The following is a 25,128-nucleotide window of genomic DNA, read 5'->3' on the forward strand; positions in this document are numbered from 1 at the left end:
TTTTTTATTTATTATCATCAGTTTGTTTTATCAAAATACGATAAAATAAAGCGAAATAACCGCATAATATCTCATTATAACGAAGATAATCCTGACTATTTATAACACCCTTTTTGCTAATATCAGTAATACACTGGCTTATCGTATTTTCTGTATTTCTACACCATTCTCTCTTTAAGTTTATTCTGTTATCTAATTTATGGGAGATGCAATACTATCTATGTATTCTTATGCAATAGAGCATCTCTAATTAGCCTTTTGACAATACCGCTCATCAACTACGGATAGAATAAAAATGATGATTAAACCGAATAAACTCACTCTGTCACTGCTTACCTTATCCATAATTAGTGTATCTAGCGCTTTTGCTAATGAACCTAATTCAATAGCCCTGACTAAAACGCTTTATCAGGATATAAAACTCAATCAAGCAACGATTTTTTTGCGTGGTGCCGAACTTGAAAATAGCGTAACACTGGATTTACCCGCGGGACAAAGTGAAGTTGTTTTATCCAATGTTGCAAATAACATTGATCAAAGAAGCCTATCAGTTAGCCTTGATAATGACGATATTATTATTAATACCATAAACGTTAAAAAAATACCGATTGCCCCTAATTACCCAGCCACCATTACGACATTAATGGATAAACAAAAAGAGATTAATAAACAAATTGAAGTATTAAACATCAACATTAGCGTTGGTGATGAACAAATTATTTTACTGAAAGATCAATCCTTTTTTGGTAATGGTGAAACGCAAACATTAGAGCAATCATCACAAAAATTTGATTTTATTAGTCAAAGAATGACTTCTATTTTAAATCAACAAAAAACAGCACGTGAAGAAATCACTAAATTGGCCGAACAACTAGAAGAAATAACTCGCCAATTAGAGATTGAATTGCCCGTTATTGCCGAAGAAAAAACGCAAATTATTTTATCCTTAGGTACATCAAAAAATCTCACGAGTAAAATGCGGATTTCCTATATAACACCAGATGCAGGATGGTCACCCGCTTATGATATTCGAAGCCAAGGAATGGATAAGCCAATATTACTCACCTATAAAGCGGATGTGATTCAAAATACAGGCTTAAATTGGGATAGTGTTAAGCTGGTTTTAACATCCACCAATCCGTCACTCAATATTACGGCTCCTGCGTTATCACCTTGGTATTTATCTCTTTATAATGATAATTCAAAATTTAGAAAAGACAGTATGAGAATGGCGATGCCTGCACCAGCCGCAGTTATGGAAGAAAATGTTTCAGACCTAACTCGAGAAAAACAAATAAACAAAGGAGTGACTCGATATGTTACGACGAATAATAATGGAATTAATTTAAGCCACGCTATCGCGTTACCTTACACCTTAAAAAATAGCACCGAGCCTAACACATTGGTCATTAACCAAAAAGAAGTCACCGCGGATTATCGCTATTTAACCACACCGAAATTAGTAGAAGAAGTTTATTTACAAGCTGAAATTAAAGATTGGGAAAATTTAAACTTACTTAATGGTCGTGCAAATATCTACTATATGAATAGCTTTGTGGGTAATAGCTATATTAATACGAATGAGCTTGAAGAGTTACTTAATATTCCGATGGGGATAGACAAAAACATTCAAGTTAGCCGTATTAACAACGAAAAAATAAGAAAAGAACCGATATTTATTGGTACAACGATTGAACAAAAAGAAAGTTATACCATTAAAGTAAGAAATACATATAACACACCAGTAAAAGTGACAATTTACGATCAATTACCGCTTAGCCAAGAAAATAACATTAATGTGGCAAATGCTAATTATAAAGAGGGTGTGCTGGATAAAGATACCGGTGAGATAGAATGGAATATTACGTTGGATGCAAAACAAGAAAAATCATTACCATTAAATTATACGCTTTCTTATCCTAAGAATAGACAAGTAATGGGACTATAATGGCGTCAATTTAGATTTAGGAAGGAAAATAGAAAAGGGTGCAATAGCACCTTTTTCTTTTTTAAATAAAAACCACTTTTATTTTGATTAAAAAAATTAAATATCATTTTCATTTTTTAAAATAAAATCTAATTGTGCAAAAGGTGAAAAGCCTGCTTTTTCTGCTAAAATAAGTGACGATAAATTATCTAATTGGCAACGGTATTGGGGTTGATAACCATCATTTAAAATAAGTTTACATAATGCTCTAATCAGTAATTTCGCGAATCCTTGCTGGCGATAATCTGGATGTGTCAGTATCCCCATATCAGCAAATAGAGAGTCATCCCATGGGTATGCACTGGCTACAGCGATTAGCTTTTCTTGTTCAAACAATCCCATCACTCGCCAGTGATTTAATTCAACATAAGCACCGTCTAAATCTTCTTCACTATTTTGTGAGCAAAACTCATCAAATAACAATTTATCTGCTTGTGTTAATCTACGCGCAGCATGGAAAAATGGGTTATTTTGTAATTTTTCACATTCTATTTCAGATAAATAAAAAACCTGATCAGCGCCATACCAATTAAAATCATCATGATTTAGGCGAGCTAATAATGCTTCACTTGAAGCGGGTGGATGACTTTTTAAACCGAGTTGTTCAATTAAAGTTGGTGAACTACTAAATAAATTTACCTCAGCCGTTTTTAGCCATGACATGCTGTAATCTTCATCTAATTCAGAATAGCTAAATAAACTAAAAGTAGGTGAGTTAACAACCGACTCACCCAATTGAAATTCATTTTTCCAGTAATCGATGATCATGATATTTTCCATCATATTCTCTATTTGCGCCGACTAATTAAGTAAAATTTTTGCCACTTCAGTTGCAAGTAAATCAATATCATAGTTTTCACGATTAGATAGAACTGTGATAGTGAGTTTTGATTGAGGGAAACGCATAAAATAGGTTGACGTTCCCATCCATCCCCCTGAATGTTCAAAACTTATTTCACCCAGAGAATGATTAATAAAAAGGCCAAATCCATAAGCTTCATAATCAATTACTGGCTTACCTTCACGCGTAGAATGAGAAAAAGGCTGTGTCATTTTCGCAATAAGCTCAGCACCGCCCACTTTTGCCGTACTAAAGTTTTCACCCCATTTCATTAAATCGTTCGCACTTGAATGCACGGCGCCATCACCGGTATGTGTCCAAGGGCTTTCTGATAATTCATAGTTTCCTTGCTCATTTTCCACATATCCAGACACAATAGGATTTATTGTAGGGTATTCTTCAACAATAAATGTATCGTTCATTTTTAATGGTGCAAAGATACGTTCTTGAGCAAAAACTGAAAAGGGTTGTTGGCTGACTCGTTCAATGATCTGAGACAGCAAAAAATATCCGGTATTGTTATATTCAAATTTACTGCCAACAGGGTAGTAGGTCTTGGTTTGCTTTACAATATCAGCAAAACTTTCTTCTGGCGTAAGTGGCGTTGTATAAGAAACACCTCGCTCAAACGCTAATTCCATATAATCAATTAACCCACTGATATGGAAAACCAAATCACTCACAGTGATCTCTTTGGCATATTCACCTAATTCAGGTAAATAAACCAGAATGGAGTCATCAAGTGACAACTTTCCATCTTTAGCTAAAAGCAATATGGAAAAAGCAGTAAATTGCTTTGAAACAGATGCTAAATTAAAGACACTATTTTCATCAATTAATTGATTTTTAGTTATATTTGCAAGACCTTTTTGAGCTTGGTATATAACACCATCATCAAAGCGAGCCCGTATAATAATACCGGGCGTATTCTCAGAAATAGGGCTTACTAACTGCACAATCTTATCTTGCTTACTATTATTTTTTATATTTTTCATTGTGTTACTCTTATTACTGCTAACATATCATCCCCATCGCTATCCATACCTACCTCTTCAAAACCAAAAGAGGCATAGAATGTTTTAGCTACTGGATTTAATGGGTTATAACAGATTTCAATATCATTAATTTCTTTATCTTGCTTAATTTCATTTAAGGCGAGCTGAAGGGCATTTCTGCCTAATCCTTTGTTTTGGTGTGCTTTATCTATCATAAAACGCCAGATAGCGGTTTTATGCGGGTTCTCTTTTACCCACATAAAAAAGCCAACTGGTTTATCTGATAAATAAATGCCTCTAACAACATAGCTTTCGTTATAAGCCGCCTCAACTAAAGACCACATATTAGAAGCAATATAGTCTTCTTGATATTCTTCTACCTCAAGTAAACTAATTTCTTCATAATTATCTGAAGTAATACGTTTTAAACTAATATCCATTGTATTCTCTTTTAAATCACTAAAAGCTCATCGTTTATTATCAGCGATAAAATTAAAGAAATATTAAGAGAAGATTTAGATAGCACAATAGGGCACATTATTTTATTTATTATGAATATTGAAATAGAAAAATAGCAATAGGCAAGTGTTAAGGCAGTAAATAATCATAAAAGCACTGTATTTAAATGTGTTCTAGAATAAATCAATTTATTAGCGTGTATTTTTCTGCATAAATTGGTGAACACTGTTTTTTATTGTTTCTCTTAGCCACAACACTTTAGAATTATATGCATGCCGCTTATGCCACAATAAAATAAATGAGATATCTAGTTGTTCAGAAACGCTGTGTGGCAATGGTATAGGTAGCGTAACTAAATTAGGTAAAACTCTAGAAATATAATGTGCACAATACCCAGGTAAACAAGTAATAAGCTCATGATTAGGTTGAGAAATTGTAAATAAGGTTTGCTCAAATGACGTATAGGTTATAGCGACATTACGTAAACGTCCATGTTCAGCCAAAATATCATCTAATGCCCAATGTGCTCGTTTATCATATTCTGTTGAAATGTGAGAATAGCGCAAAAATGTCTCTAAATTCCAAGGTTCTTTAAGTAAAGGGTGATCTTTTCGTACATAGACTAACGGTGTATCACAAAAAAGCTCTTCACAGTCAATGACTTCTGGTAATAAATGTAATGCTTCTTTAGAGCCTGAATAATATTCACGACCTAAAAAAGCAATATCAGCGTCACCATCAATAATGCTTGATAAAGAGTTATATTCCCAATTTCGTATTTGAACCATTGATTGTGGATAATAATTCAATATTTGCAAAGGAAATTGAGTTAGCATGACTTGATGTAATGGCGATTCTAATATTAAGCTGAAATGGACACCTTTAGGCGTTTCACTGTTTTGTTTACCTGCAATATGATTCCCAATATTAATAAAATCAGAAAGTGACTCTTCAATACTTAACGTTAACGGCGTCGGTATTAGCCCCTGAGGGCTACGAACAAAAAGGGGATCATCAAACCAAATCCGCAACTTAGCTAGCGCTTTACTGACTGCTGAAGGTGAAATAGATAACCATTTCGCCGTTAAAGTTACACTGCGTTCTTGCAAAAGAATCTGAAAAATAACCAATAAATTCAAATCAATTCGATGTAATGGCTTATGCATCACAGTTAACCTTTTGTCGTTGTTCTGAAGATTGGAAAATATGCAAAAAAGCGAAACCAATAATACAACTTGCTGATAAGACAACCATCAACATATTTATTGCAGAGACTTCTAACCATCCCATAATCCAAATATAGAGAGACGCAAAGCTTAATTGAGAAATCCCTAAAATAGAGCTAGCAAGCCCAGCTTTTCGGCTAAACGGAGAGAGCGCTTGACTCATTATAATACCAAATAGCAATGCAAACCCTGCACCACACAATGAAAATGAGACAAAGAACCAATGAGGATCGCTATTTTTCCCAATAAATATAAAAATAGCCGCACCTAAAAAACAGAATAACCCAGTATACAAAATAACTTCATAACGAAATTTTGATAATATTTTAGGCATTAAAAAAGATGTCACCATACTGATCAAGGAAAGCAATGTTATTGCTGTTGAATATTGCCCTGTGGTGTAGTGCATCTGCTGCATAATCACAATGGGTGAAATATTAACATAAGTAAGAATAACGCCCATTCCTAAACATGAAATAAGTAAGCGACTTAGAAAAAAGCCATTTAAAAACGACTCGTTATCGACAATATTCACTGTCATTAAGTTATTTTCTTTTTTAGTAATAGCTTGTGGCTTTGGTTTTGTCTCTTTTATCCAAAAACAGCAATATACAAAAACAAATAATGAATAAGTTGCCATTGCATAAAACATCATCGGCCATTCAAATTGCAATAAAATTAAAAATCCAAAAACAGGGGCCAACACAGGAATAATACAGGTTATCCCATTTATCATAGAAAGCACTTTTGCCCGTTGTTGTTCAGCTAATGTGTCTCGTAATATCGCGAAGGTCACAACATAACAAAAACCGGCACCGAATCCTTGAAATACACGAGCAACTAAAAATCCGTTTTCCGTTACCGAAATTCCCGCACTCAATGAAGCGAATAAAAAAACAACCGTTCCAAATAACACAACGGGTTTACGCCCTAAATTATCACTGCACCATCCTGCAATAAACATGGATGACACCATGCCCATTAAATAAATTGAAAAAGCCTGATGCAATGTCGTTTCAGACGCACTTAAGTCTTTAGCTATTGCTGGTAAGCCTGTTAAATACAGATCAACACCAAGGGGATAAATCAACACTAAACAAAAGCTAAAAAAGATATATTTTGTCATCCAACCACCTCTTTTATTCTGATAAAGAGGCATTTTAGTCGTCAACGAAACGGAAACCTAATGACAAAAAAGCAATCTCTAATTTCCATTTTGGAAATATCATGGGGATTTTATTGTTAAGGTTTTTTAGGAATATACACTAAAATTCGATTATATTTTTCTAAATCAAACGCTAATGATGTGTATTCATAACACACTTTTTTATTATTAAAATTCAATGTTCTTAATCCATCGCAAGGTGGATATATCTCATGTTTTTCCCACATACGTTTAAATTCAGGTGATGAACAACTTAATGTGGCAATTAATTTACGAATATTAGGATCATTTTTTGTTCTAGCATGATCACGTCGAAAACTCGCTAGCAACCGTTCTGCAATATTATCCCAATCATCAATACGCGTTTTATAGCGAGGATCCATAAACAACAAGTAAAGATAATTGCGATTTTCAGCACTGTAGTCTGAAAAATGAAAATAGGCGTCTGCTTTCTGATTATAGGCTAATACATCCCAATGTAGATTTAATACATAACAGAGATAATCGGGTGGAAAATCAGCCAAAATTCGTAAAATCGTAGCTGGAACATGATGTTCTGTTATGCCAGTCTCTGTGGGCTCTCGCATATGTGATAATAAATAAAGATGTTGTCTTTCGGCATTATTTAACCGTAACGCAGTGGCTAAGTTATCTAAAAATTGACTCGATACCCCAATATCTCGCCCTTGTTCAAGCCATGTGTACCACGTTAATCCCACGCCGGAGAGTGCGGCAACTTCTTCTCGACGTAATCCGGGTGTGCGCCGACGCCCAGCGCCAGGTAATCCCACTGTTTCGGGTGAAATACTTTGTCTTTTAGTTCGCAAAAAATCCGCGAGTTCAGGGCGAGTTCGTTTTCTTTCAGTCATAGCCTATTGCTTTTAGTAATAGTATAAATGGTTAAATTGTATCAGGATAAATTACTTATTATAGTCTCATTTCTTTAATCATTGAGATAAGAAATGAACAAACAACAACGTATTGCTTTATTTGTCCTGCTATTAGCTGGATTTGTTACCATTTTTGATCTATTTGTCGTCAATGTCGCCATTGTGAATATTGAGCGGACACTCAGTGCAACCTTAACAGAGCTTACATTAATTATTGTAGGGTATGAGCTAGCCTTTGGTTTATTATTAATTACAGGAGGGCGATTAGGCGATATTTACGGTCGTCGTACTCTTTATCGTATTGGCATGTTTGGCTTCACTTTAACATCAGTATTATGTGCAGTTTCTCCGAATGCCATTTTCCTTGTTATCGCTCGTTGTCTACAAGGGTTAACAGCCGCATTATTATTTCCTCAAGTCTATTCAAGTATTCGCCTTAATTTTGATGAAGTACAAGCAAAAAAAGTGTTTGGTTTATTAGGAATGACACTAGGATTAGCGGCAATTGCAGGGCAAGCCCTAGGTGGGCTTTTAATATCACTTAATCCTTTTGGACTTGAATGGCGTACTGTTTTTTTAATTAATCTTTTTATTGGCATTATTGCATTAGTACTTTCACACCATTTAACCCAAAGTGATAGGCTAGCTTATATCAAACTAGATATTGGTGGCGTAATTCTGTCTGCTTTGAGTATCTCTCTCTCATTATTCCCTATTTTAATGCTACCTATATGGGGATGGCCATTACACAGCACGCTACTTTTTCTTATCGGATTAAGTTTATTAAGCGTTTTTCTTTACTATGAAAACCGATTAAAACACCAAGGAAAACAACCACTCTTTGATCCGATATTACTAACCAATAGCCCATATGTTATTGGAATAGGGGTTGTGGTCTGTATTTATGCAACGTCGTCAGCTTTTCCAATGATGATGTCAATATTATTACAAAGTGGTTTTAATCGTAGCGTTTTAGATTCAGGATTAATCTTTGTTCCAGCCAGTATTGGATTTGTTTTGTCATCATTATTAACCCCTAAATGGGTGAAGGAATATGGTGAATATATAATCTATTTGGGAGCTATTTGTTATACCTTAAGCTATCTCTTTTTAATTTTTGGTATTTATTACCTAATTTCACCCGAAAATAGCACTTGGATTACACCATTTCTATTCTTCGTCGGATTTACACAAGGTATGGTAATGACGCCAATGCTTAATTTAGTTTTAGCTAAAGTTAAACCCGAATTTGTTGGTATTGCATCAGGATTAACGGCGACATTGCAACAAGTTGGAGCAGCAATAGGGGCAACATGTGTTTCTATTATTTTACAATTTAGCCTTAATCAGCCCATCTTAAACAATACTATTGAACAATATAAAATTGCCTTTAGTTTTAGTATGACTTTCAATTTTCTTATGGCTATAGCCGCCTCGTTACTACTAAGAAAAATAACAGTTAAAACAAATAATTAAATCAACCTAGCCTTATTATTCGCATTTAATAAGGCTAGATAAAAAAATCTTTTATTGTTATCTTTTCTTTTAATAATCCGATTTTTTGCGCTGGCACTTTGCCATCTTGAGTAAGGCAATAATTATAATAAAAACTATAAATAGATAATAATAATTTTACTGTATTGGGAGATAATCTCTTTAAAAAAGACTCAGGAAATTTATCTTTAAATGATTGAATAAATAATTGGCTATAATCAAGCGAAGGCATTATTGCAGTGTAAAAATGGATATCATTATTTTTATTTAATCCTAAATTACACAAATAAAATAATTCTTTTTTATCTGGAGATATAAATTCATACCATTTATTATTCCACCAACCCAGGGTATAACTCCCTTTATAATTAAATTCTGATGTTAAACGAGAACCATTTGAAACAACATAATAGAGATGAGAGTGTTTTTTCTTTATTTCTTTTCCATACGCCACCATACATCCACCACGAATAAAGCTATCATGATAAATAAAATGATGTTGAATATTTACTGGTAGAATAAATTTTAATTTAAGAAAATGAAAGTGTGATAAAACAACGGGCTCAATGATATGTTCAGAACATGTTTTATCTGTGTATTGAATTTGTCCAAAACTTTTTCTGCTATTTATTTGCTCATATCGCATAATAATATTATCAAGTAATACTCCCTGAGTATTATCTAATATTTCTTTTTTAGTATTATTATGATATTGGCTATCAGAACTTACTAATATCTCACTCCAATTAACACTAGGAAGAAAAACATAACCTGTTTTTGAACAACAGGTTATCATACCAAAAAGTTCATTAGAAAACCCTTTTGTGGCATTGTTCCGACAATTCAAAGTAAATACATTCGTTTGTAAATCATAGCTTCTACTTTTTTCTAAATATTGCTCATATTTTCGTATTTTTATTTCTATTAATTTTTCAATAGTAGAAAGTTTTCGATAAAATAAAGCCGGAGTAATACCAAGAGTTTTTATAATATAAGTTGGAATTTGCGCTTCCAAAATAAATAACGTCATTATTTTATTAAAAAGATTCTTTGAATCTATACTATTTTTAAGTGAAAAAACCGTATTACAACATTTACATTGATAGCGCGTTGTTCCTTTTGCTGTTTTTCCATAAAGTACTTTTTCTAATGAATCACAGTGTGGGCATTGTTCATTAATGTTTAATTTAAAAAAATCAACATAAGGATTTAATAATATTTTGATATCTTCATTATTAATTAACACACTGCTGCCACCACAACGACTACAATAAACAGCAGGAAAACCCAGTTTAAAAGAGGGGATCACATAGGCGTCTTCTACCACTTCAGAAAAGTGTTCACAACCCTCTGTTTTACATACATTAACATTAATTTCTTTTATTATTTTCATCAGTTCTTGCCACGAAAAACCAACACAAAATGATAATAACATAATTCCACTAAACGTAATGCTAACGCACTGTGATAGTTATCATATTTTTAACACGTCAGGTGTTATTAACTAGATACCGAACATCAACGACGTTAATTCAGTATTCTCATTATTACAGGATATTATTATGAATAAGCCCATTCTTATATTGCCTCTTTTAATTGGTACATTATTAGGCAGCTCTTCTGTATTTGCTCAAGAAATTACCATTTATCACACTAACGATTTACACGCAAATGCGGTTCCTTTTAAAGCACCTTATGTCAGCAAAGATAGATTAGTCGGTGGTTTTGCGAATATTGCCACTCTCGTTAAAGATGCAAAAAAGAATGATCCCGGTGTTTTATTTTTTGATGCCGGCGATTATTTTACAGGGCCTTATTTAAGTACCTTAACGCAAGGTGAAGCCATTATCGATATTATGAATGAAATGTCATTTGATGCAGCTTCCGTGGGTAATCATGAATTTGACCACGGTGTTGATAATATGGTTACACAGCTTAATAAAGCCAAATTTCCTGTCCTTTTAGGTAATGTTTTTTATGAAAATAATGGAAAAGCTGTATGGAATAAACCTTACATTATTTTAGAAAAAGAGGGCGTTAAATTTGGTGTAATCGGATTACACGGCAAATTTGCATTTTATGATACTGTTAATAAAGATAAACGGGAAGGGGTAGAAGCAAGAGACGAAGTTGAATACCTTAATAAATACCTTAATGAACTTAAAGGAAAAGTAGATATTACAGTATTACTTGTTCATGAAGGTGTTCCTGCCAGACAATCAAGTTTTGGCGCTACCGATGTCGCTCGCATGCTACAAAAAGATATTGAATTAGCACAGCAAGTTAAAGGATTAGATATTTTAATTACTGGCCATGCTCATGTAGGTACACCAGAACCAATTAAAGTAAATGATACATTGATTGTTTCTACGGATGCTTATGGCATTAATGTTGGAAAATTAGTTTTAGATATCAACGATAAAACTAAAAAAATTGATAGCTATAAAGGTGAGTTAGTTAATATTTTTGCCGATGAATACAAGCCTGATCTTGATACACAGAAAAAAATAGAAGCATGGACTAAAAAATTAGATGAAATAGCACAACAAAAAATTGGTAATACAAATAAAGAACTTACCCGTTCTTATGGAGAGTCTTCTGTCATAGGTAATTTAATTACTGATGCATTTTTGATGACAGATAATCGAGCTCAAGTTGCTTTTGTAAATAGTGGTGGTATTCGTACTGAGATACATAAAGGTAATATCACGATTGGGGATATTATTAGTATGTTTCCATTCCCAGATGATCTTACTTATATGGAATTAAGTGGTAAAGATTTACGAGAATTAATGAACCACTCTGCAAATTTAACCAATGGTGTATTGCAAGCCTCAAGTGGTTTTGAAATGAAGTATGACAGTTCAAAACCACTTAATGAGCGTATTGTCTCCGTTTCAATTAATGGAAAGCCTATCGACAATAATACCTATTACCCCATTATTGCTAATTCTTTCTTAGCAAGGGGTGGTGATGGATTTGCCGCCTTTACTCAAGGCAGAAATGCTAAAGATATTCCTAACACCAGTGCCGCCACTGCGGTTATTGAATATATTAAGCAAAAAGTGACAATAGAAATGCCAAAAGAAGAGCGAATTATTGATATTTCAACCACAAATTAAGTATAAATAATCCATAATCCCATCATTTAATGCCATTAATGGACTCACCATTAATGGCATATTTTGTCTTAACTATAAAGAGTATCTCTAATCTGTATGAGTATTGTGATATCAGATAAAACTGAGCTAATCTGCTGATATACTCATATTTATTTTGTTATTCATTTTTGTTTTGTAGAGATATTCCTATGCCATGGACTTTTTCACATCCTTCAATTGTTTTTCCATTAAAACAGACTCGAATAGGTAAATACCTTAATTTACCTGCATTGATTGTGGGAAGCACCTCACCTGATTTGCTTTATTCTTTTGGTTTATATCAGTCCGCAACAACAGCACATGATTTATTCGGTTGGTTTTATACCGCATTTCCTTTCTGTATCTTTGTTTTTATCTTAAATTATTTATTCAGAAATCCATTAAAATATGTATCACCCATACCTTTATATGATCCTATAAAATTCAATCTTCGGACGTTAAGCCTATTTGTTTTATCTTTATATATTGGCGCATTAACACATATTGTATGGGATTCATTTACTCATGAAACAGGAACAGCAGTCCGATTCTTTTCTGTGCTACAAGCACAATTATTGCAAGGCATGACAGACAGTCAAGAGATTGCAATTTATAAATTACTGCAACATTTAGGCTCTATCTTAGGGTTACTTTATCTTTGCTGGAAATACATTCAATATCAACGTAAGCAAGATCTTCAAATACAAAAAGAAAATCGTATTAAGCTATATCGTTTAATGGGGATTGGTTTATTCTCAGGATTATGTGCGTTACCTTTAGCATTACAGTATTCAAATAAAGGCGAGGGAATTAATCTTAATCGGTTTATTTTCTTGGAACTTTCTTTAACTGTACCTTTTTTCTTTGGCTTAATAATAGTCTTAGGATCACTGTTATATTGTATTAAAAATAGACAAGACATCTTATAGTTCAGGCTAAGACTAAACTTGAACCAGTAAATTAATAAAAAGCCTCTGTGTGAAATCAACTGACAGAAGCTTTTTATATGATGCATATAGTGTGTATTTTATACAGAATGTCTTTGTGATTTATTAGCGTTTAAACCACGCCACGACCTCGTCATAACGCCCTTGGTAAATAATTTTATCTTCCTTTTTACTTAATTGATAACGATACATAGGATCGTAATACTCTTTAAGTAAAGGTGTTAGCCAGGAGAAATGCACTTCAGTATTCGCTTCTTTTTTCTGTATTTCTAGTGCGTTATCTAACAATTGAGTTAATTCAGCGGCACGTTGAGAACCTAATCGACGACGGATTGCAAATAAACCATGATGTAAATAATCACTGTAAGCCTCCCAGCCTTTATCTTCTCCATACGCTTCCATAAAATCGTGTGTCATGCGATCGAAATACTCTGCTTTTAATCGTTCAATTCGCTGCTCTAAGGGATCATCAACAACAACGATTGATGCTTCTGCCATTTTAGCTCGTAAGCATTCAGGCAATCCATTGGCACCAATAGCACGGCCTTCATCCTCTAACACCCAACGTGTGTATTTTTGTGATTTCTTCAACATTTCAACACCAAGATGGTTTTCAAATGTAGCTTGAGGAAATTGATCTTCAACAGTGCGACCAAAAGATGAACCTCGATGGTGTGCAATACCTTCAAGATCAATACCCTCAGGTAGTGAACGCACTAAAGTTGTTTTTCCATTACCAGTACATCCACCAATAAGAATAATAGGGCGCTGAACGAATTCATTTGTCATCTCAATAACAGTCTGCCTTAACGCCTTATATCCCCCTTCAATTAATGGAAAATCTATACCTGTTTCTTTAAGCCATTGCTGAACAATATGAGAACGCATTCCGCCACGAGCACAGCAAATATAACCATTGGGAAATTGCTCACAAGCTTCACGCCAAGCAGCAATACGATTATCACGAATTTCACCACTAACCAATTGATGCCCTAAATCAACCGCTTTTTGTGAGCCTTGTTGTTTATAACAAGTCCCCACGGCAGCACGTTCTTCATCATTCATTAAAGGTAAATTAATCGCATTAGGGAGCGAGCCTTGATTAAATTCAATAGGCGCACGCACATCAATAATAGGTGTGTTATTAGCGAGAATATGTCGAATATTTTGAGCAGAAAACGCTGATTCCATAATAAAAATTGTTATATCTAGTCAGGCTGAAAGATTGACCACTATACTCTTAAGAGCATGTAATGACACGCGTTGATAGTTTGTTTTATTAAATTATAGCGTGTTATTCCTAACAAGATTTAACTACCAATAAATGATAAGCAGTTATATTCATTTTCAAAAAAGATAAATACGCCACACATCAACCCTGTGGCATATCTAAAATTAATAATACCGATGTGTTACCACTGCTTAATATTTTTATCTTCTTGTGTGACTGAGGTTAACTTGGCTAATAAAGGCAATAATTTATGCTTGAAGTCATCCATAAATGTATAAATAACTGGCACAAACAATAGGCTTAATAAGGTTGAACTTATTAAGCCCCCAATAACCGCAATAGCCATTGGCCCTCTGAAACCCGCATCTGCTCCTGTCGTTAAAACAAGAGGGATCATGCCCGCAATCATCGCAAAGGTTGTCATAATAATGGGTCTAACACGCTCTTGACCCGCCTCTAAAATTGCTTTTTCACGACATAATCCCGTACGTTGTTTTTCAAGAATAAATTCAACTAATAAAATTGAATTCTTAGTAACAATTCCCATTAACATAAGAATGCCAATAATGACGGGTAGATCAATCATCGCACCATATAAAACAAGAGCAATAATAGCGCCACCAATAGAAAAGGGTAATGCAACCAAAATCGTTATTGGCTGCACAAAATCCTTAAATAATACGATTAATATTGCAAGCACTAACAGTATGCTAAAAAGCATCGTTGAACCAAAGCGTATTAACATATCATTCATATATTCTGTATCACCATACTCTACTTGTGACACGGTATGCGGTAATTGTTGATATTCAGGAAGAGCCATAACTGTTTCTATCGCCTCACCTAAACTAATACCATCAAGATTACCTTCGATCGCTATTTTTCTTTGGCGGTTGATCCGCTCAATTTGTGAAGGCCCATCACCTGAATCTATTTTAGCCACTGTTTTAATCGGAACAGGGGGCTGTCCACCACTATTCACATAGAGATTATTAAGTAATTCAATATTGTCTTGTTGATATTCTGGTAGGATAACCTGAACAGCCAACTGCCTATCTGGTAGATTAAATTTAGCACTACGAGAATTTGCCTCTCCCATGGTGGCAATACGTAATGTATTCGCAATCTCTTCGACATTGATTCCAGTTCGACCTAAATTATCAAGTTTAGGTGTAACAATAAGTTCTTTACGCAATAATGGCTTAACAACCTGAATATTATTAAATCCTGATAACGTTGCTATTTTATCGGTTAATTTTTGTATTTCTCTATCTAATTCTTCAGCATCATTCCCACTAAAAACGAGTGAAAACTCTTTATTACCGCTGCTGTTACTGAATGAAAATTTAATATCTGCGCGCTGATTAAAAAGTATTGTTACTGCTTGCTCAAACTCTTTTTGTGATAAAACACGCTCATTAGGTTCAGATAACGTAAGAATTATCTCGCCTTTATGTTGAGCAATACCATCAGAGTCATCAGCAATACCTGCAATAGTATAAATAGACTTAATCTCCGTTCTCTCTTTTAATAAACGAGTTAACTGATTAATCTCTTTTTGTGTCTGTTCAACTGGAGAGCCAGGCGGTAATTCAACACTAATTTGACTAATACTAATATCACCTTCAGGCATAAAACCGACAGGTAATAAGCTAATAGCAGCCATTGATCCAATTAAAAAACTGAATGCCATGGATAATGCCACTTTTCGGTGTTTTAAGGTTAATGATAAAAAATGCGTATATTTATCAACCCAGCGCGGCATTTTGTGTTCTTTACTTTTAGTCTGAGGCAACAAAATATAAGCTGCCATTAACGGTGTTACTAAACGAGCAACCAACAAAGAAGAAAGTACAGCAGCGCAAACAGTGATACCAAACGGAATAAAATATTTACCAACAAACCCACCCATAAAACTAACAGGAAGGAACACGGCAACAATGGTTAGAGTAATAGCCACTATCGCAAAACCAATCGCATCTGACGCTTTTAATGCAGAGAGATAAGGACGTTCACCTCGTTCTATATATTTTTGAATATTTTCAATTTCGACAATGGCATCATCTACCAAAATACCAATAACCAGTGTTAACGCTAATAACGTAATACTGTTTAAACTATAATCAAAAAGCAGTAAAACAAGGAATGTCGGTAATATAGATAGTGGAAGTGCAATCGCTGCAATTAATGTTGCTCTCCCACTTTTTAGAAAAAACAAAACGATAATAACCGTTAAGAAAGCTCCTTCAATTAATGTTTTTATCGTTAAATGATAACTAGACTCAGTATATTTTACTGTTGATGAAATAAGCTCAATATTAATATCTGGGTTAGCTTCTCTTAGTTGTGCCAATACCTTTTCAACATTGTCAGCAACGACTGTATCACTAGAACCTTTTGTTCGATATATAGCAAACCCAACACCATCATTACCATTAAGTTGAGAAATAGATTTAGTTGATTTTTGCCCATCATAGATATTGGCAACTTCACCTAATTTGATCCATTGCCCATTATCAGTCGGTAATAGAATATTTTTAATTTCCTCAACACTCTGTTTTTCACCTAAAACACGGATGGTGTGTTGCAGTGTATTATATTTGGTACTTCCTCCCGCTGAATTCTGGTGAACACCTCGCAGAAGCTCATTAATAGTCGTAATAGGAAGTTGTAATGCGGCTAATTTTTGTGCATCAGGTTCGACACGAATAACGCGCTCAACATCACCTAAGCGCCTTATTTTTTGTACTCCCGAAACCATTACGAGTTGTTTACTAATAGTATCATCGACATACCATGATAAATCGGTTAATGACATCGTTGAGGAAGAGACCATATAACGTAAAATTGCACCACCTTCGACATCTACACGACTAATTAACGGCTCATCAATAGTTTGAGGTAGCTCACCTCTAATTTGCACAATTTGTTCACGAACGTCATTCGTTGCTATATAAGCATCAATATTTAAGTCAAACTCAATAACCGTTGAAGAAGCACCTTCACTAATTGAAGAAGTGATATGACGGATCCCCGGAATACCTGAAACAGCACGTTCAACACGCTTTGTTACTGCATTTTCTAATTCAGTAGGCGATGAACCATCCTGTGTAATGGTGACGGTCACAATAGGGAATGTAATAACCGGATTTGCCGTAACCGGTAATTGAATAAATGAAAAAATACCGGCAATAGTCAGTACCAAAAAGATAACAATGGTGGGAATTGGTTTGGTTATCGCCCATGAAGATAATTGTAATTTCATTGAATATCCTTCATTGGAACTACAAGATCACCTTGAGATAAAAAAGCTTGAGCATAAGCCACAACCTTAAGATCAGTAGATAATGGGCTTAATATTTCTACTCGCCCATTATGAACGCCACCAATATCAACAGGTTGAATTTCAATTCTTTTATCATGATTAACAATAAAGATATTCCGAATGCCATTAGCTTCAGTTCTGATTGCACTATACGGAAGCGTCATTCTCTGTTGTGGCTGTTGGGTATAAATCATGACACCCATTTCACCAATACGATGATTATGTTTGTCTGTTAATGAAACTCTAATTTTTCCTAACTGAGAATAGGTATCTATTTTTGAAGAAATAAAGCGGATTGCACCAGATAGTTCTTTATTTGTGTAATCTTTGACTTTTACATCTGATGAATGATTAATTTGTGATAGCTCAGATAAATGCGCATTAGCTTCAAACTCTATTTCATTATTTTCAATAATTTTAAATAACAACGTATTGTCAGAAAGTGTGCCATTCATTGCATGACGTTCGCTAATAACACCAGCGACTGGGGCAATAATTTTAGATTTATCTTCTTGGCTTTGTTCCCTTGCTAGTTGTGCATTTAATTGGCGTAATTCTGCACGAGTGGCTTCTAATTCTGCTTTTTTAGCCCATGTTTCTGATTTGGCTTTTTCAAAATCATTGGCTGAAATAACCCCTTGATTAGCCAAAGCACTTAAACGAGTTAATTCTTTTTGTGCCTGTTCCGTTAACACTTTTTGTTGTTGTATATAGGCTGTCGCTTTTTCAGTTTCTGCTTTTAACTGCATCACTGTTGCGGTTTGAATAGGTGATTCTAATGTTGCTAATAATTGATTTTTTTCTACCCATTGTCCTTCTTCAACAAAGACTGCAGTCACCATTTGTTGCTGTAACGGTGAACCAATAGAAACTTCATTTTTGGCAACAAAAATACCCGGTATATTAAGAACCTCAACATAGCGATCAATTTTGGGCTGAGTTACACTTAATTTAATAATATTTTCATTTTCTTCGGCATGAATAACCGATGTCAAAAGACAACTGAAGAGAACAAATGTTATCTTCAAAAGAAGCTTTTTCATAAATCTTTATTTCCCTAAAAATAATAGGGAACAATGTAATGCTGAAGGAATTCCAATTCCTTAAATTCAGGTTAAGGTAGGATATTTATTTTAATGAGATTTTAATCTAGAGAAGAACACAACAATATTTATATAAGATTAATAGCACTTATATAACCAATCTTCCTCACTAGAATGAATGAACTCAGAACAAATAAACGTTTCTTGTACCTGAGAACGTTGATTTTCTTGATATGTATTATCCCATATATCTAATAATGCATATTTATCCTTAACGTGTGAAAGGGCATTTTTGGCATATTTAAAACAAGCTAAATCACCAAAATCATTATTACCTACGGGGTGGTAGCTTGAATATTTGCAAGATAAACAACAATTAATTTGACAACGATTAGGTAATCGTTGTCGTAAATCAATAAGCGCATTTTCAACAAAAGAAAACAACCCCTCAGATTTATAGCTAACACCATGATAATTAAATAAATAAGAGATATCATTTCTATCGTCTGTATAATCAAATTGCAAAATAATAGGTGCAATTGTCTCTATTCCTGCCTCCATTATTGTTATTGGATATTCAATACTAAAAACACCTTGTACAGTATCAAATTCATCTATATCAAATAATTTAATCACTTTTTCTTTCTTAATTTCAGGAAATGAAAGTAAGTTAAATGATGATCCATTAAATAGAACATCTCTTAAGATAAACTGTAATGAATGCCCATCTGTCATTAATGTTCCAGCTTCAGCTCCTTTACTGTCACAAAAATAAAAAGGCAGTGAGAATCCTGATAAATTTGACTGTATCTGTGGTTTCATTTTTAATCCTTTATAAAACCGTTACATATTCCGCAGATACTATCATCATATTGTTTTATTTAGGTGTGTATTTTTCACTTTTTTAATAACCATGAGTACAATTAAGGTGATATTTTTTGTTTATCACTTATAATCACAACGTATTCCAGAATAGCTCAGTGGCAGAGCATTTGGCTTCGGACCGAAAGGGCGCAGGTTCAACTCCTGCTTCTGGATCCCTCATTAATCATAATTCCTATTGCTTGACTCCTTTCAAAGCAATCAAAAACCATCTCGAATACCTCTCTTTATTTGGTGAATATCATGGCTGATAAACAAAACCTATTACCTGTTGGACTTTCTTACGCACAATCACAATTGGCTAAAACGCTAAGCCAACCCGAGATAAATAACAACAAAGTTCAACAATGGGAAGCCGTCTTACACCAAATACTGCAAGGACAAGCCAATTATGGTAGCCGAACACCATTCGAAAATACCCCCGCATGGATCACGCTTGAAGTTATAAAAGGTGGATTCGCGACAGGTAATTGGTTAGCGGGTGGAGAAATAACACCTGAAGAGCAGCACCTATTAGATAAACTGCAAATAAAAACCTCGCCTGAAAATCAGCGATTAGCGTTAAATAGCTACTATTTAACTGATGAAGGAATGAATGTTCTTAATAAATGTTTAGATAATGAAAACTATCTTATTACCGTTCCTGAAGAGAGCGTTTTGCTCACTGTTGCATGGTTGATCAGAAATAAAGCGCAAGCTTATGCAAGAGACTTGCTTGATATAGTTTCGCCTTGGTTTTCAGTATTAAGATTTTACCCTCATATTGTCGAACAGCCTGTTATTTCTAGCAGTACAGTAAGGGTGCAAGAGCTTGATATGACAATTTACGATCTTAAAAGAATAAAACCAAACAAACGTGTATTAGCTCAACAAGAAGCCGTGACTATTTGGCATCCTTTTAAAGTGAAAATGGTAGCGTTACTTTCAGAGATTGTTGATAAGTCATCAAGTTATACAATTACACCTTTATGGAGACAATCGGCAAAAGATCTTCTTGCTGAGTATTTCCAACTACGTAAACAATATTTCCTTTGCAATAACCCTATAAAAAATAAAGGCGACTTTGCAAAATTGCGTATTGCTATTGAGCAATTATCGCTTGAGAAAAATGAATTAGAACTTCATCAAGCACAACATATTCGTGTTTTATTACAACGTCATATCGAGAAATATGGCGAGCCAAATTCAGAAAAAAGCGACAAAAAACAAAAAATAAAACAAGATGATGTGCAAGCACCATTACATTACACATTAAGTCGAGTCATTTTAAATCGACTCGACAGCTTAGATATTAATAATGGCTTTGATGATAAAGAGATTGCCACAGAAGCGATTTCTGAAAGTGAAGCAAAACAATTTAACTTAACAAAAAATCATCCCATACCAAGTATAATTACGTATAAGACAATGCGTAGTTTTAATACTACAGCAAGCCAACTTATTGAGCAAAAGTTAATCACATCTTCAGAAGCTCTAAGCAATATTATTCCTCAAATTACAGCGGGTTTACGTGCTAATAATCTGTTAGATATTCCATTACGCCATCTTTACGAAAAAAACTATCGAGCATTTAAACAACGCCGCTCTTTATTACTATTAGATTTACAACATCAAGTACAATTAGAAGAGCTTCCGTGGGTTGCGATTATTGATAAGTTTCGTACAAAACAGATTTCCAACAAAACTATTTTTACAGAAGTATTAAATGAGTTTCTGTTATTAAACTTTCGTTATTTTCCACATACGCAATTACCTAATCCTTTATTACAAGAATTAAATTCACTGACATCTGAAATAGACCCAAACATTAGATGGAGTGAAGAGATTGCGGCAGATATTTTTATGGGAATGTTTAGTAAGAAAATCGCTAATATTTTAGTAAAAAATGCGGATTCAGTGTTACCTTACAGCTTGTATTCACAATATTATCGCATTGATTATTTACTATTAAAACATGAGTTGCTCTCTGCTTTATCGTCTGTGAATGTAAAAGGAGGTGACCCTTATGCTGCATCTCGTGTCATTTTAAAATGGTGTGAAAATAGGACAAATGAAAAGTTTGGCTCTTATTCTCCAGCAATAAATGGGGGATTACTTGAGCAATCTTACGTATTAACAACCCATAATCTTAATACTATTTTTAATAATCTTGGTCTTGCTGATAAATTACAACCATTCTTACTTGATATGTGTAAACAATGCCTGCAAGTCATCAAACGCTATTTACAGGCTCCATATCGTGGTTATCACGCATCATTAATCACAATAAAAAATGCGGCTTACACATGGCGACAATGTGTTTTTTACCTTTCTTATTTATCCCAAGAAGAACTGCAACAATTTATCTTATGGGCAGAAAATTATATCGATACCCAATCTCAATATTTCAAAACACTATTTATGCCAATTTGGAATGGGTTAATGACCGTAATAAATACGCCAAATGACTATAATTATGATGATAAAGCATCACATCTTATTTTTTATGGTTGGTCTGAAAAACATTGGATGATGAAGTCTATTTTAAAAGCTAATGGCGAAGAGATTCGCGAATAAAATTAAGATAGGCATAACAATTAAATAGGCTGAATGGCTCTTTTTTGCCTATTTATTCTTATGCCACAATAGCACTAAATCAGATTAACTTAATTAGTTTAGAGGCTTAGGTGATATTCGAAATTATTAGAACACTTTTACATTACAGTTTGCACTTCTTGGCGCCAATTTTATTAGGCTATCTTTTCTGGCGTAAGAACTGGAAGGTAGCCTCACTTCTTATGATAGGAACAATGGCCATTGATATTGACCATTTATTAGCAACACCTATTTTTGATCCCAACCGTTGTAGCGTAGGCTTTCATCCATTACATACTGTTTGGGCAGCCTTGGTTTATCTAGGTTTATGGTTTTTACCCTCTTGGAAATTAAAAGCCATTGCGGTAGGGTGTTTATTCCATTTATTTACTGATTCTGTTGATTGTTATTTAGGTGGGTTAAAATCCGATATAACAATAGTGATGAGTTGCAATAAAACTAACTTTGTGCCTGATTTTAATAATGACGTTTTTATTCTAAAATAAGGAAGCTTAAATCTCCCTTATTTTTCATTAAATTTATTTGGATTGCTTAGTAAATTTGATTAAAACACCACCAATGATTAGTAGTACACCAATTATTTGTAAGAGTAAATTATTGCTTTCAACACCACTTAATATGTCAATAACAAGACTTGAAATCATTTGTCCACAAATCGCTAAAACCGACGTTAACATGACCCCTAATAAAGGTAAAACATAGCTATTAATCACAACAAAGAACGCACCAATAATACCACCGGTAAAGGCAATTAACGGGATCGTGGATAACTCAATAGTGTGGTAATCTTTTATCCATAAAACGAAGATAGTTAAAAATATAAAACCAACTAAGTGATTGATTAAAGAGCTATAAAATGCATTACTGTTTTGTGCCAATTGACCATTTAAAGTACGGCTGGTTACAATACAAACACCATTAAATAATGCAATGAAAATAAAAATACTCATTCGTTATCTACCTATAATTAATAATGCACTACCAGAAATAAGTAAAAGGCACATAAATAAATCGCGCAGGGAGATTTTTCTTTTTTCAACCCCAAACCATCCCATTGCATCAACAACGACGCTAAAGAGTATTTGCCCTGTTATCATTAAAATAATACTGCCAGAAAGCGATAATGGGCTATTTACTGTAATTGCAGCTAATAAAACCGTAAATGCCCCAGGAATACCGCCCAAATACCAGAGAATTTTTATCTTGTTTTTATTTTTCTTGGTCAGTTGATTCTTTCTTAAATATAAAATGTATATAATTAAAGAGAAAAGAGTTCCTATACCGTGAGTTATCCATGATGCGGTTAATGGCGTTGTAAAACTGGCTAAGTAACTATTACTCATAATCATTAATGACAGTAAAATGCCAGAAGAGACCGCAACAAGAGAGAGAATATACTTGTTATTCATAATATTAAGTCTATATAAATCATTTTTTGTGTGGGCTTAAAATATTCCTTTTCGATAGCACTGGCAAGAAAACACACTGTTTACTTTAGGTTGACAATATGAATGATATGAACGTCTTTCCCATCTTGCTTGCTGTGGCTGAGCATTTAAGTATTACCAAAGCGGCCAAAACAGTAAATATGACAAAATCAGCAGTAAGCAAAGCAATTCAAGGAGTAGAAGAGAAGTTAGGAGTACGCCTATTTCACAGAACAACAAGAAGTGTCAGTTTAACGGAAGAAGGCATTGTTTATATTGGCTATATTCGGGAGTCTTATAAATTAGCAATAATGGCAGAAGAGGCTGTTTCGCAATTTAGCGATAAAGCAAAAGGGATTATTAAAATTTCCGCCCCCATGTCATTTGGTACGTTACACCTTGCAAAAATAATGCCTTTGTTTATGCAAAAATACCCAGAGCTTGAGGTACAACTTTTATTTGATGATAAAGTGACAGACTTAGTTGCAGAAGGGTATGATCTTGCGATTAGAATTGGAGAATTACCTGACTCCTCATTAATTGCGCGTCAATTATCGCCTTGTTATAGTCAGCTTTACGCCTCTTCAGAATATCTTGATAAATATGGCGAACCTATGCAGGTTTCTGAGCTGAAAAGTCACAATTGTTTATCATATTCATTATATCAAGCTGGCATGGAGTGGATTTTTTATCAAAAAGGTAAAAAATATAGCCATATCCCGAAAGGTGGCTATCGCGCCAATAACAGTGAAGCATTATTACAAGCCGTTTTACAGGGTATCGGTATCGCCTTACTCCCTCATTTTATTACTCAAACTGCTTTACCAAACACAGATAAAAAGCTTATCCCTATATTGACGCACTTTAATTTACCTGAGCACTTTATTTATGCAGTTTATCCTGACAAGAAAAATCTTCCTCGTAAGATAACGCTATTTGTAGATTTCTTAAAAGAGCAATTCGGTGTAAATAGCGACTATCAACGCAACATCGAAAGAGCATAATCACAGTAGACGGTTATCATCGCCAAAAAAATCATCGGCTAACCACTGCGTGACTGTTTGAGCCTTAATTTGATTTGTTTGTAATTTTTCAATTGCAAAATATTCAGGGAATGAGGGATCAGATTCATCATACTCTTTTTCAAGTTGTTCTAATTTAGTGAGTGCATCTTCATAATTACCAATTATAGCTTCAATATCACGATAGATCTGACCAAACCCTTCACTAAAACGTGAAACAATATAATAAAAATCAGCAAGAGAGATATCACAGCTAAAACTGGCTAATTTTACATCTTCGACGTCTATCCATCTGTCTTTTTCAACCAATACTTTAACTTGATTGTCTTCGCTTTGATTGTCTTTAATAAATGCCATTTTTGCTTTTTCAGCCGCATCTTCGTTGTCAAAAGCGCCTAAAATAAAATCAGGGCCTTCATAACCTGAAATTCCCACTATACATAAGTGAATTGTATTCAT

Annotated in this window: 21 protein-coding genes and 1 tRNA gene; 8 read left to right on the plus strand and 14 right to left on the minus strand. The window is 34.1% G+C overall.

Annotated features, from left to right (window positions below):
- The first annotated feature begins 295 nt into the window (after positions 1-295).
- Positions 296-1,948: a DUF4139 domain-containing protein gene (locus INT39_RS01175; protein ID WP_193015374.1), complete on the plus strand. Its 1,653-nt coding sequence runs from the start codon at positions 296-298 to the stop codon at positions 1,946-1,948.
- 96 nt (positions 1,949-2,044) lie between these two features.
- Here INT39_RS01175 and INT39_RS01180 read toward each other — a convergent pair whose 3' ends face one another.
- The 6 genes from INT39_RS01180 to INT39_RS01205 all read right to left on the minus strand — a co-directional run bounded on the left by INT39_RS01180 (position 2,045) and on the right by INT39_RS01205 (position 7,542).
- The gene (locus INT39_RS01180; protein WP_193072066.1) at positions 2,045-2,755 is read right to left on the minus strand and encodes a GNAT family N-acetyltransferase; all 711 of its coding nucleotides are present in this window, start codon (positions 2,753-2,755) and stop codon (positions 2,045-2,047) included.
- Between the two features lie 33 nt (positions 2,756-2,788).
- A complete protein-coding gene (locus INT39_RS01185; protein WP_193015376.1) occupies positions 2,789-3,823 on the minus strand; it encodes a serine hydrolase domain-containing protein in 1,035 nt (344 codons plus the stop codon).
- Positions 3,820-4,263, minus strand: a complete 444-nt coding sequence (locus INT39_RS01190) for a GNAT family N-acetyltransferase (RefSeq protein ID WP_193015377.1) — start codon at positions 4,261-4,263, stop codon at positions 3,820-3,822. The genes INT39_RS01185 and INT39_RS01190 overlap by 4 nt, the downstream gene beginning before the upstream one ends.
- 210 nt (positions 4,264-4,473) lie before the next feature.
- On the minus strand, positions 4,474-5,448 hold the full coding sequence (gene yidZ / locus INT39_RS01195; RefSeq protein ID WP_193015378.1) for an HTH-type transcriptional regulator YidZ: 975 nt from the start codon (positions 5,446-5,448) through the stop codon (positions 4,474-4,476).
- Positions 5,441-6,634 (minus strand): MFS transporter, encoded by a 1,194-nt coding sequence (locus INT39_RS01200; protein ID WP_193015379.1) that lies wholly within the window; start codon positions 6,632-6,634, stop codon positions 5,441-5,443. The genes yidZ and INT39_RS01200 overlap by 8 nt, the downstream gene beginning before the upstream one ends.
- Positions 6,635-6,750: 116 nt before the next feature.
- The gene (locus INT39_RS01205) at positions 6,751-7,542 is read right to left on the minus strand and encodes a helix-turn-helix transcriptional regulator (protein WP_193015380.1); all 792 of its coding nucleotides are present in this window, start codon (positions 7,540-7,542) and stop codon (positions 6,751-6,753) included.
- A gap of 93 nt (positions 7,543-7,635) precedes the next feature.
- Here INT39_RS01205 and INT39_RS01210 point away from each other — a divergent pair, with 93 nt between their 5' ends.
- A complete protein-coding gene (locus tag INT39_RS01210; protein ID WP_193015381.1) occupies positions 7,636-9,039 on the plus strand; it encodes an MFS transporter in 1,404 nt (467 codons plus the stop codon).
- Between the two features lie 34 nt (positions 9,040-9,073).
- Here INT39_RS01210 and INT39_RS01215 read toward each other — a convergent pair whose 3' ends face one another.
- The gene (locus INT39_RS01215; RefSeq protein ID WP_193072068.1) at positions 9,074-10,450 is read right to left on the minus strand and encodes an IS1 family transposase; all 1,377 of its coding nucleotides are present in this window, start codon (positions 10,448-10,450) and stop codon (positions 9,074-9,076) included.
- Positions 10,451-10,619: 169 nt separating this feature from the next.
- On the opposite strand from INT39_RS01215, the gene INT39_RS01220 reads away from it, so the two are divergent.
- Together INT39_RS01220 and INT39_RS01225 are read left to right on the plus strand one after the other, a co-directional pair.
- A complete protein-coding gene (locus tag INT39_RS01220) occupies positions 10,620-12,179 on the plus strand; it encodes a bifunctional metallophosphatase/5'-nucleotidase (protein WP_193015383.1) in 1,560 nt (519 codons plus the stop codon).
- A gap of 188 nt (positions 12,180-12,367) precedes the next feature.
- Entirely contained in the window at positions 12,368-13,126 is a 759-nt protein-coding gene (locus INT39_RS01225) for a DUF4184 family protein (protein ID WP_193015384.1), read from the plus strand.
- 123 nt (positions 13,127-13,249) lie between these two features.
- On the opposite strand, the gene mnmH is transcribed toward INT39_RS01225, so the two are convergent.
- The 4 genes from mnmH to INT39_RS01245 all read right to left on the minus strand — a co-directional run bounded on the left by mnmH (position 13,250) and on the right by INT39_RS01245 (position 19,565).
- Entirely contained in the window at positions 13,250-14,335 is a 1,086-nt protein-coding gene (mnmH, locus tag INT39_RS01230; protein WP_193015385.1) for a tRNA 2-selenouridine(34) synthase MnmH, read from the minus strand.
- 221 nt (positions 14,336-14,556) lie between these two features.
- Positions 14,557-17,640, minus strand: coding sequence for an efflux RND transporter permease subunit (locus INT39_RS01235; RefSeq protein WP_193015386.1), 3,084 nt, complete (start codon positions 17,638-17,640; stop codon positions 14,557-14,559).
- The gene (locus tag INT39_RS01240) at positions 17,637-18,743 is read right to left on the minus strand and encodes an efflux RND transporter periplasmic adaptor subunit (RefSeq protein ID WP_226894009.1); all 1,107 of its coding nucleotides are present in this window, start codon (positions 18,741-18,743) and stop codon (positions 17,637-17,639) included. Before INT39_RS01240 ends, INT39_RS01235 begins: the two co-directional genes overlap by 4 nt.
- Before the next feature lie 138 nt (positions 18,744-18,881).
- Positions 18,882-19,565 (minus strand): DUF6304 family protein, encoded by a 684-nt coding sequence (locus INT39_RS01245; protein ID WP_193015387.1) that lies wholly within the window; start codon positions 19,563-19,565, stop codon positions 18,882-18,884.
- 144 nt (positions 19,566-19,709) lie between these two features.
- Here INT39_RS01245 and INT39_RS01250 point away from each other — a divergent pair.
- The 3 genes from INT39_RS01250 (at position 19,710) to INT39_RS01260 (ending at position 22,705) form a co-directional block, all read left to right on the plus strand.
- A tRNA-Arg gene (locus INT39_RS01250) sits at positions 19,710-19,781 on the plus strand.
- Between the two features lie 87 nt (positions 19,782-19,868).
- Positions 19,869-22,181, plus strand: coding sequence for a hypothetical protein (locus INT39_RS01255; RefSeq protein ID WP_193015388.1), 2,313 nt, complete (start codon positions 19,869-19,871; stop codon positions 22,179-22,181).
- A 110-nt stretch (positions 22,182-22,291) separates the two neighbouring features.
- A complete protein-coding gene (locus INT39_RS01260) occupies positions 22,292-22,705 on the plus strand; it encodes a DUF6122 family protein (protein ID WP_193015389.1) in 414 nt (137 codons plus the stop codon).
- A gap of 33 nt (positions 22,706-22,738) precedes the next feature.
- On the opposite strand, the gene INT39_RS01265 is transcribed toward INT39_RS01260, so the two are convergent.
- Together INT39_RS01265 and INT39_RS01270 are read right to left on the minus strand one after the other, a co-directional pair.
- The gene (locus INT39_RS01265) at positions 22,739-23,170 is read right to left on the minus strand and encodes a DMT family transporter (protein ID WP_193015390.1); all 432 of its coding nucleotides are present in this window, start codon (positions 23,168-23,170) and stop codon (positions 22,739-22,741) included.
- Between the two features lie 3 nt (positions 23,171-23,173).
- Entirely contained in the window at positions 23,174-23,629 is a 456-nt protein-coding gene (locus INT39_RS01270; protein ID WP_193015391.1) for a DMT family transporter, read from the minus strand.
- A gap of 98 nt (positions 23,630-23,727) precedes the next feature.
- Between INT39_RS01270 and INT39_RS01275 the strand changes: the two genes are divergently transcribed.
- The gene (locus INT39_RS01275; RefSeq protein ID WP_193015392.1) at positions 23,728-24,651 is read left to right on the plus strand and encodes a LysR family transcriptional regulator; all 924 of its coding nucleotides are present in this window, start codon (positions 23,728-23,730) and stop codon (positions 24,649-24,651) included.
- Here the strand turns inward: INT39_RS01275 and INT39_RS01280 are convergent, their stop codons facing one another.
- Positions 24,652-25,128 carry a hypothetical protein gene (locus tag INT39_RS01280; protein ID WP_193015393.1) on the minus strand — a complete coding sequence of 159 codons (477 nt, stop codon included), beginning with the start codon at positions 25,126-25,128 and terminating at the stop codon, positions 24,652-24,654.

Source organism: Pseudomonas sp. FME51 (assembly GCF_014897305.1).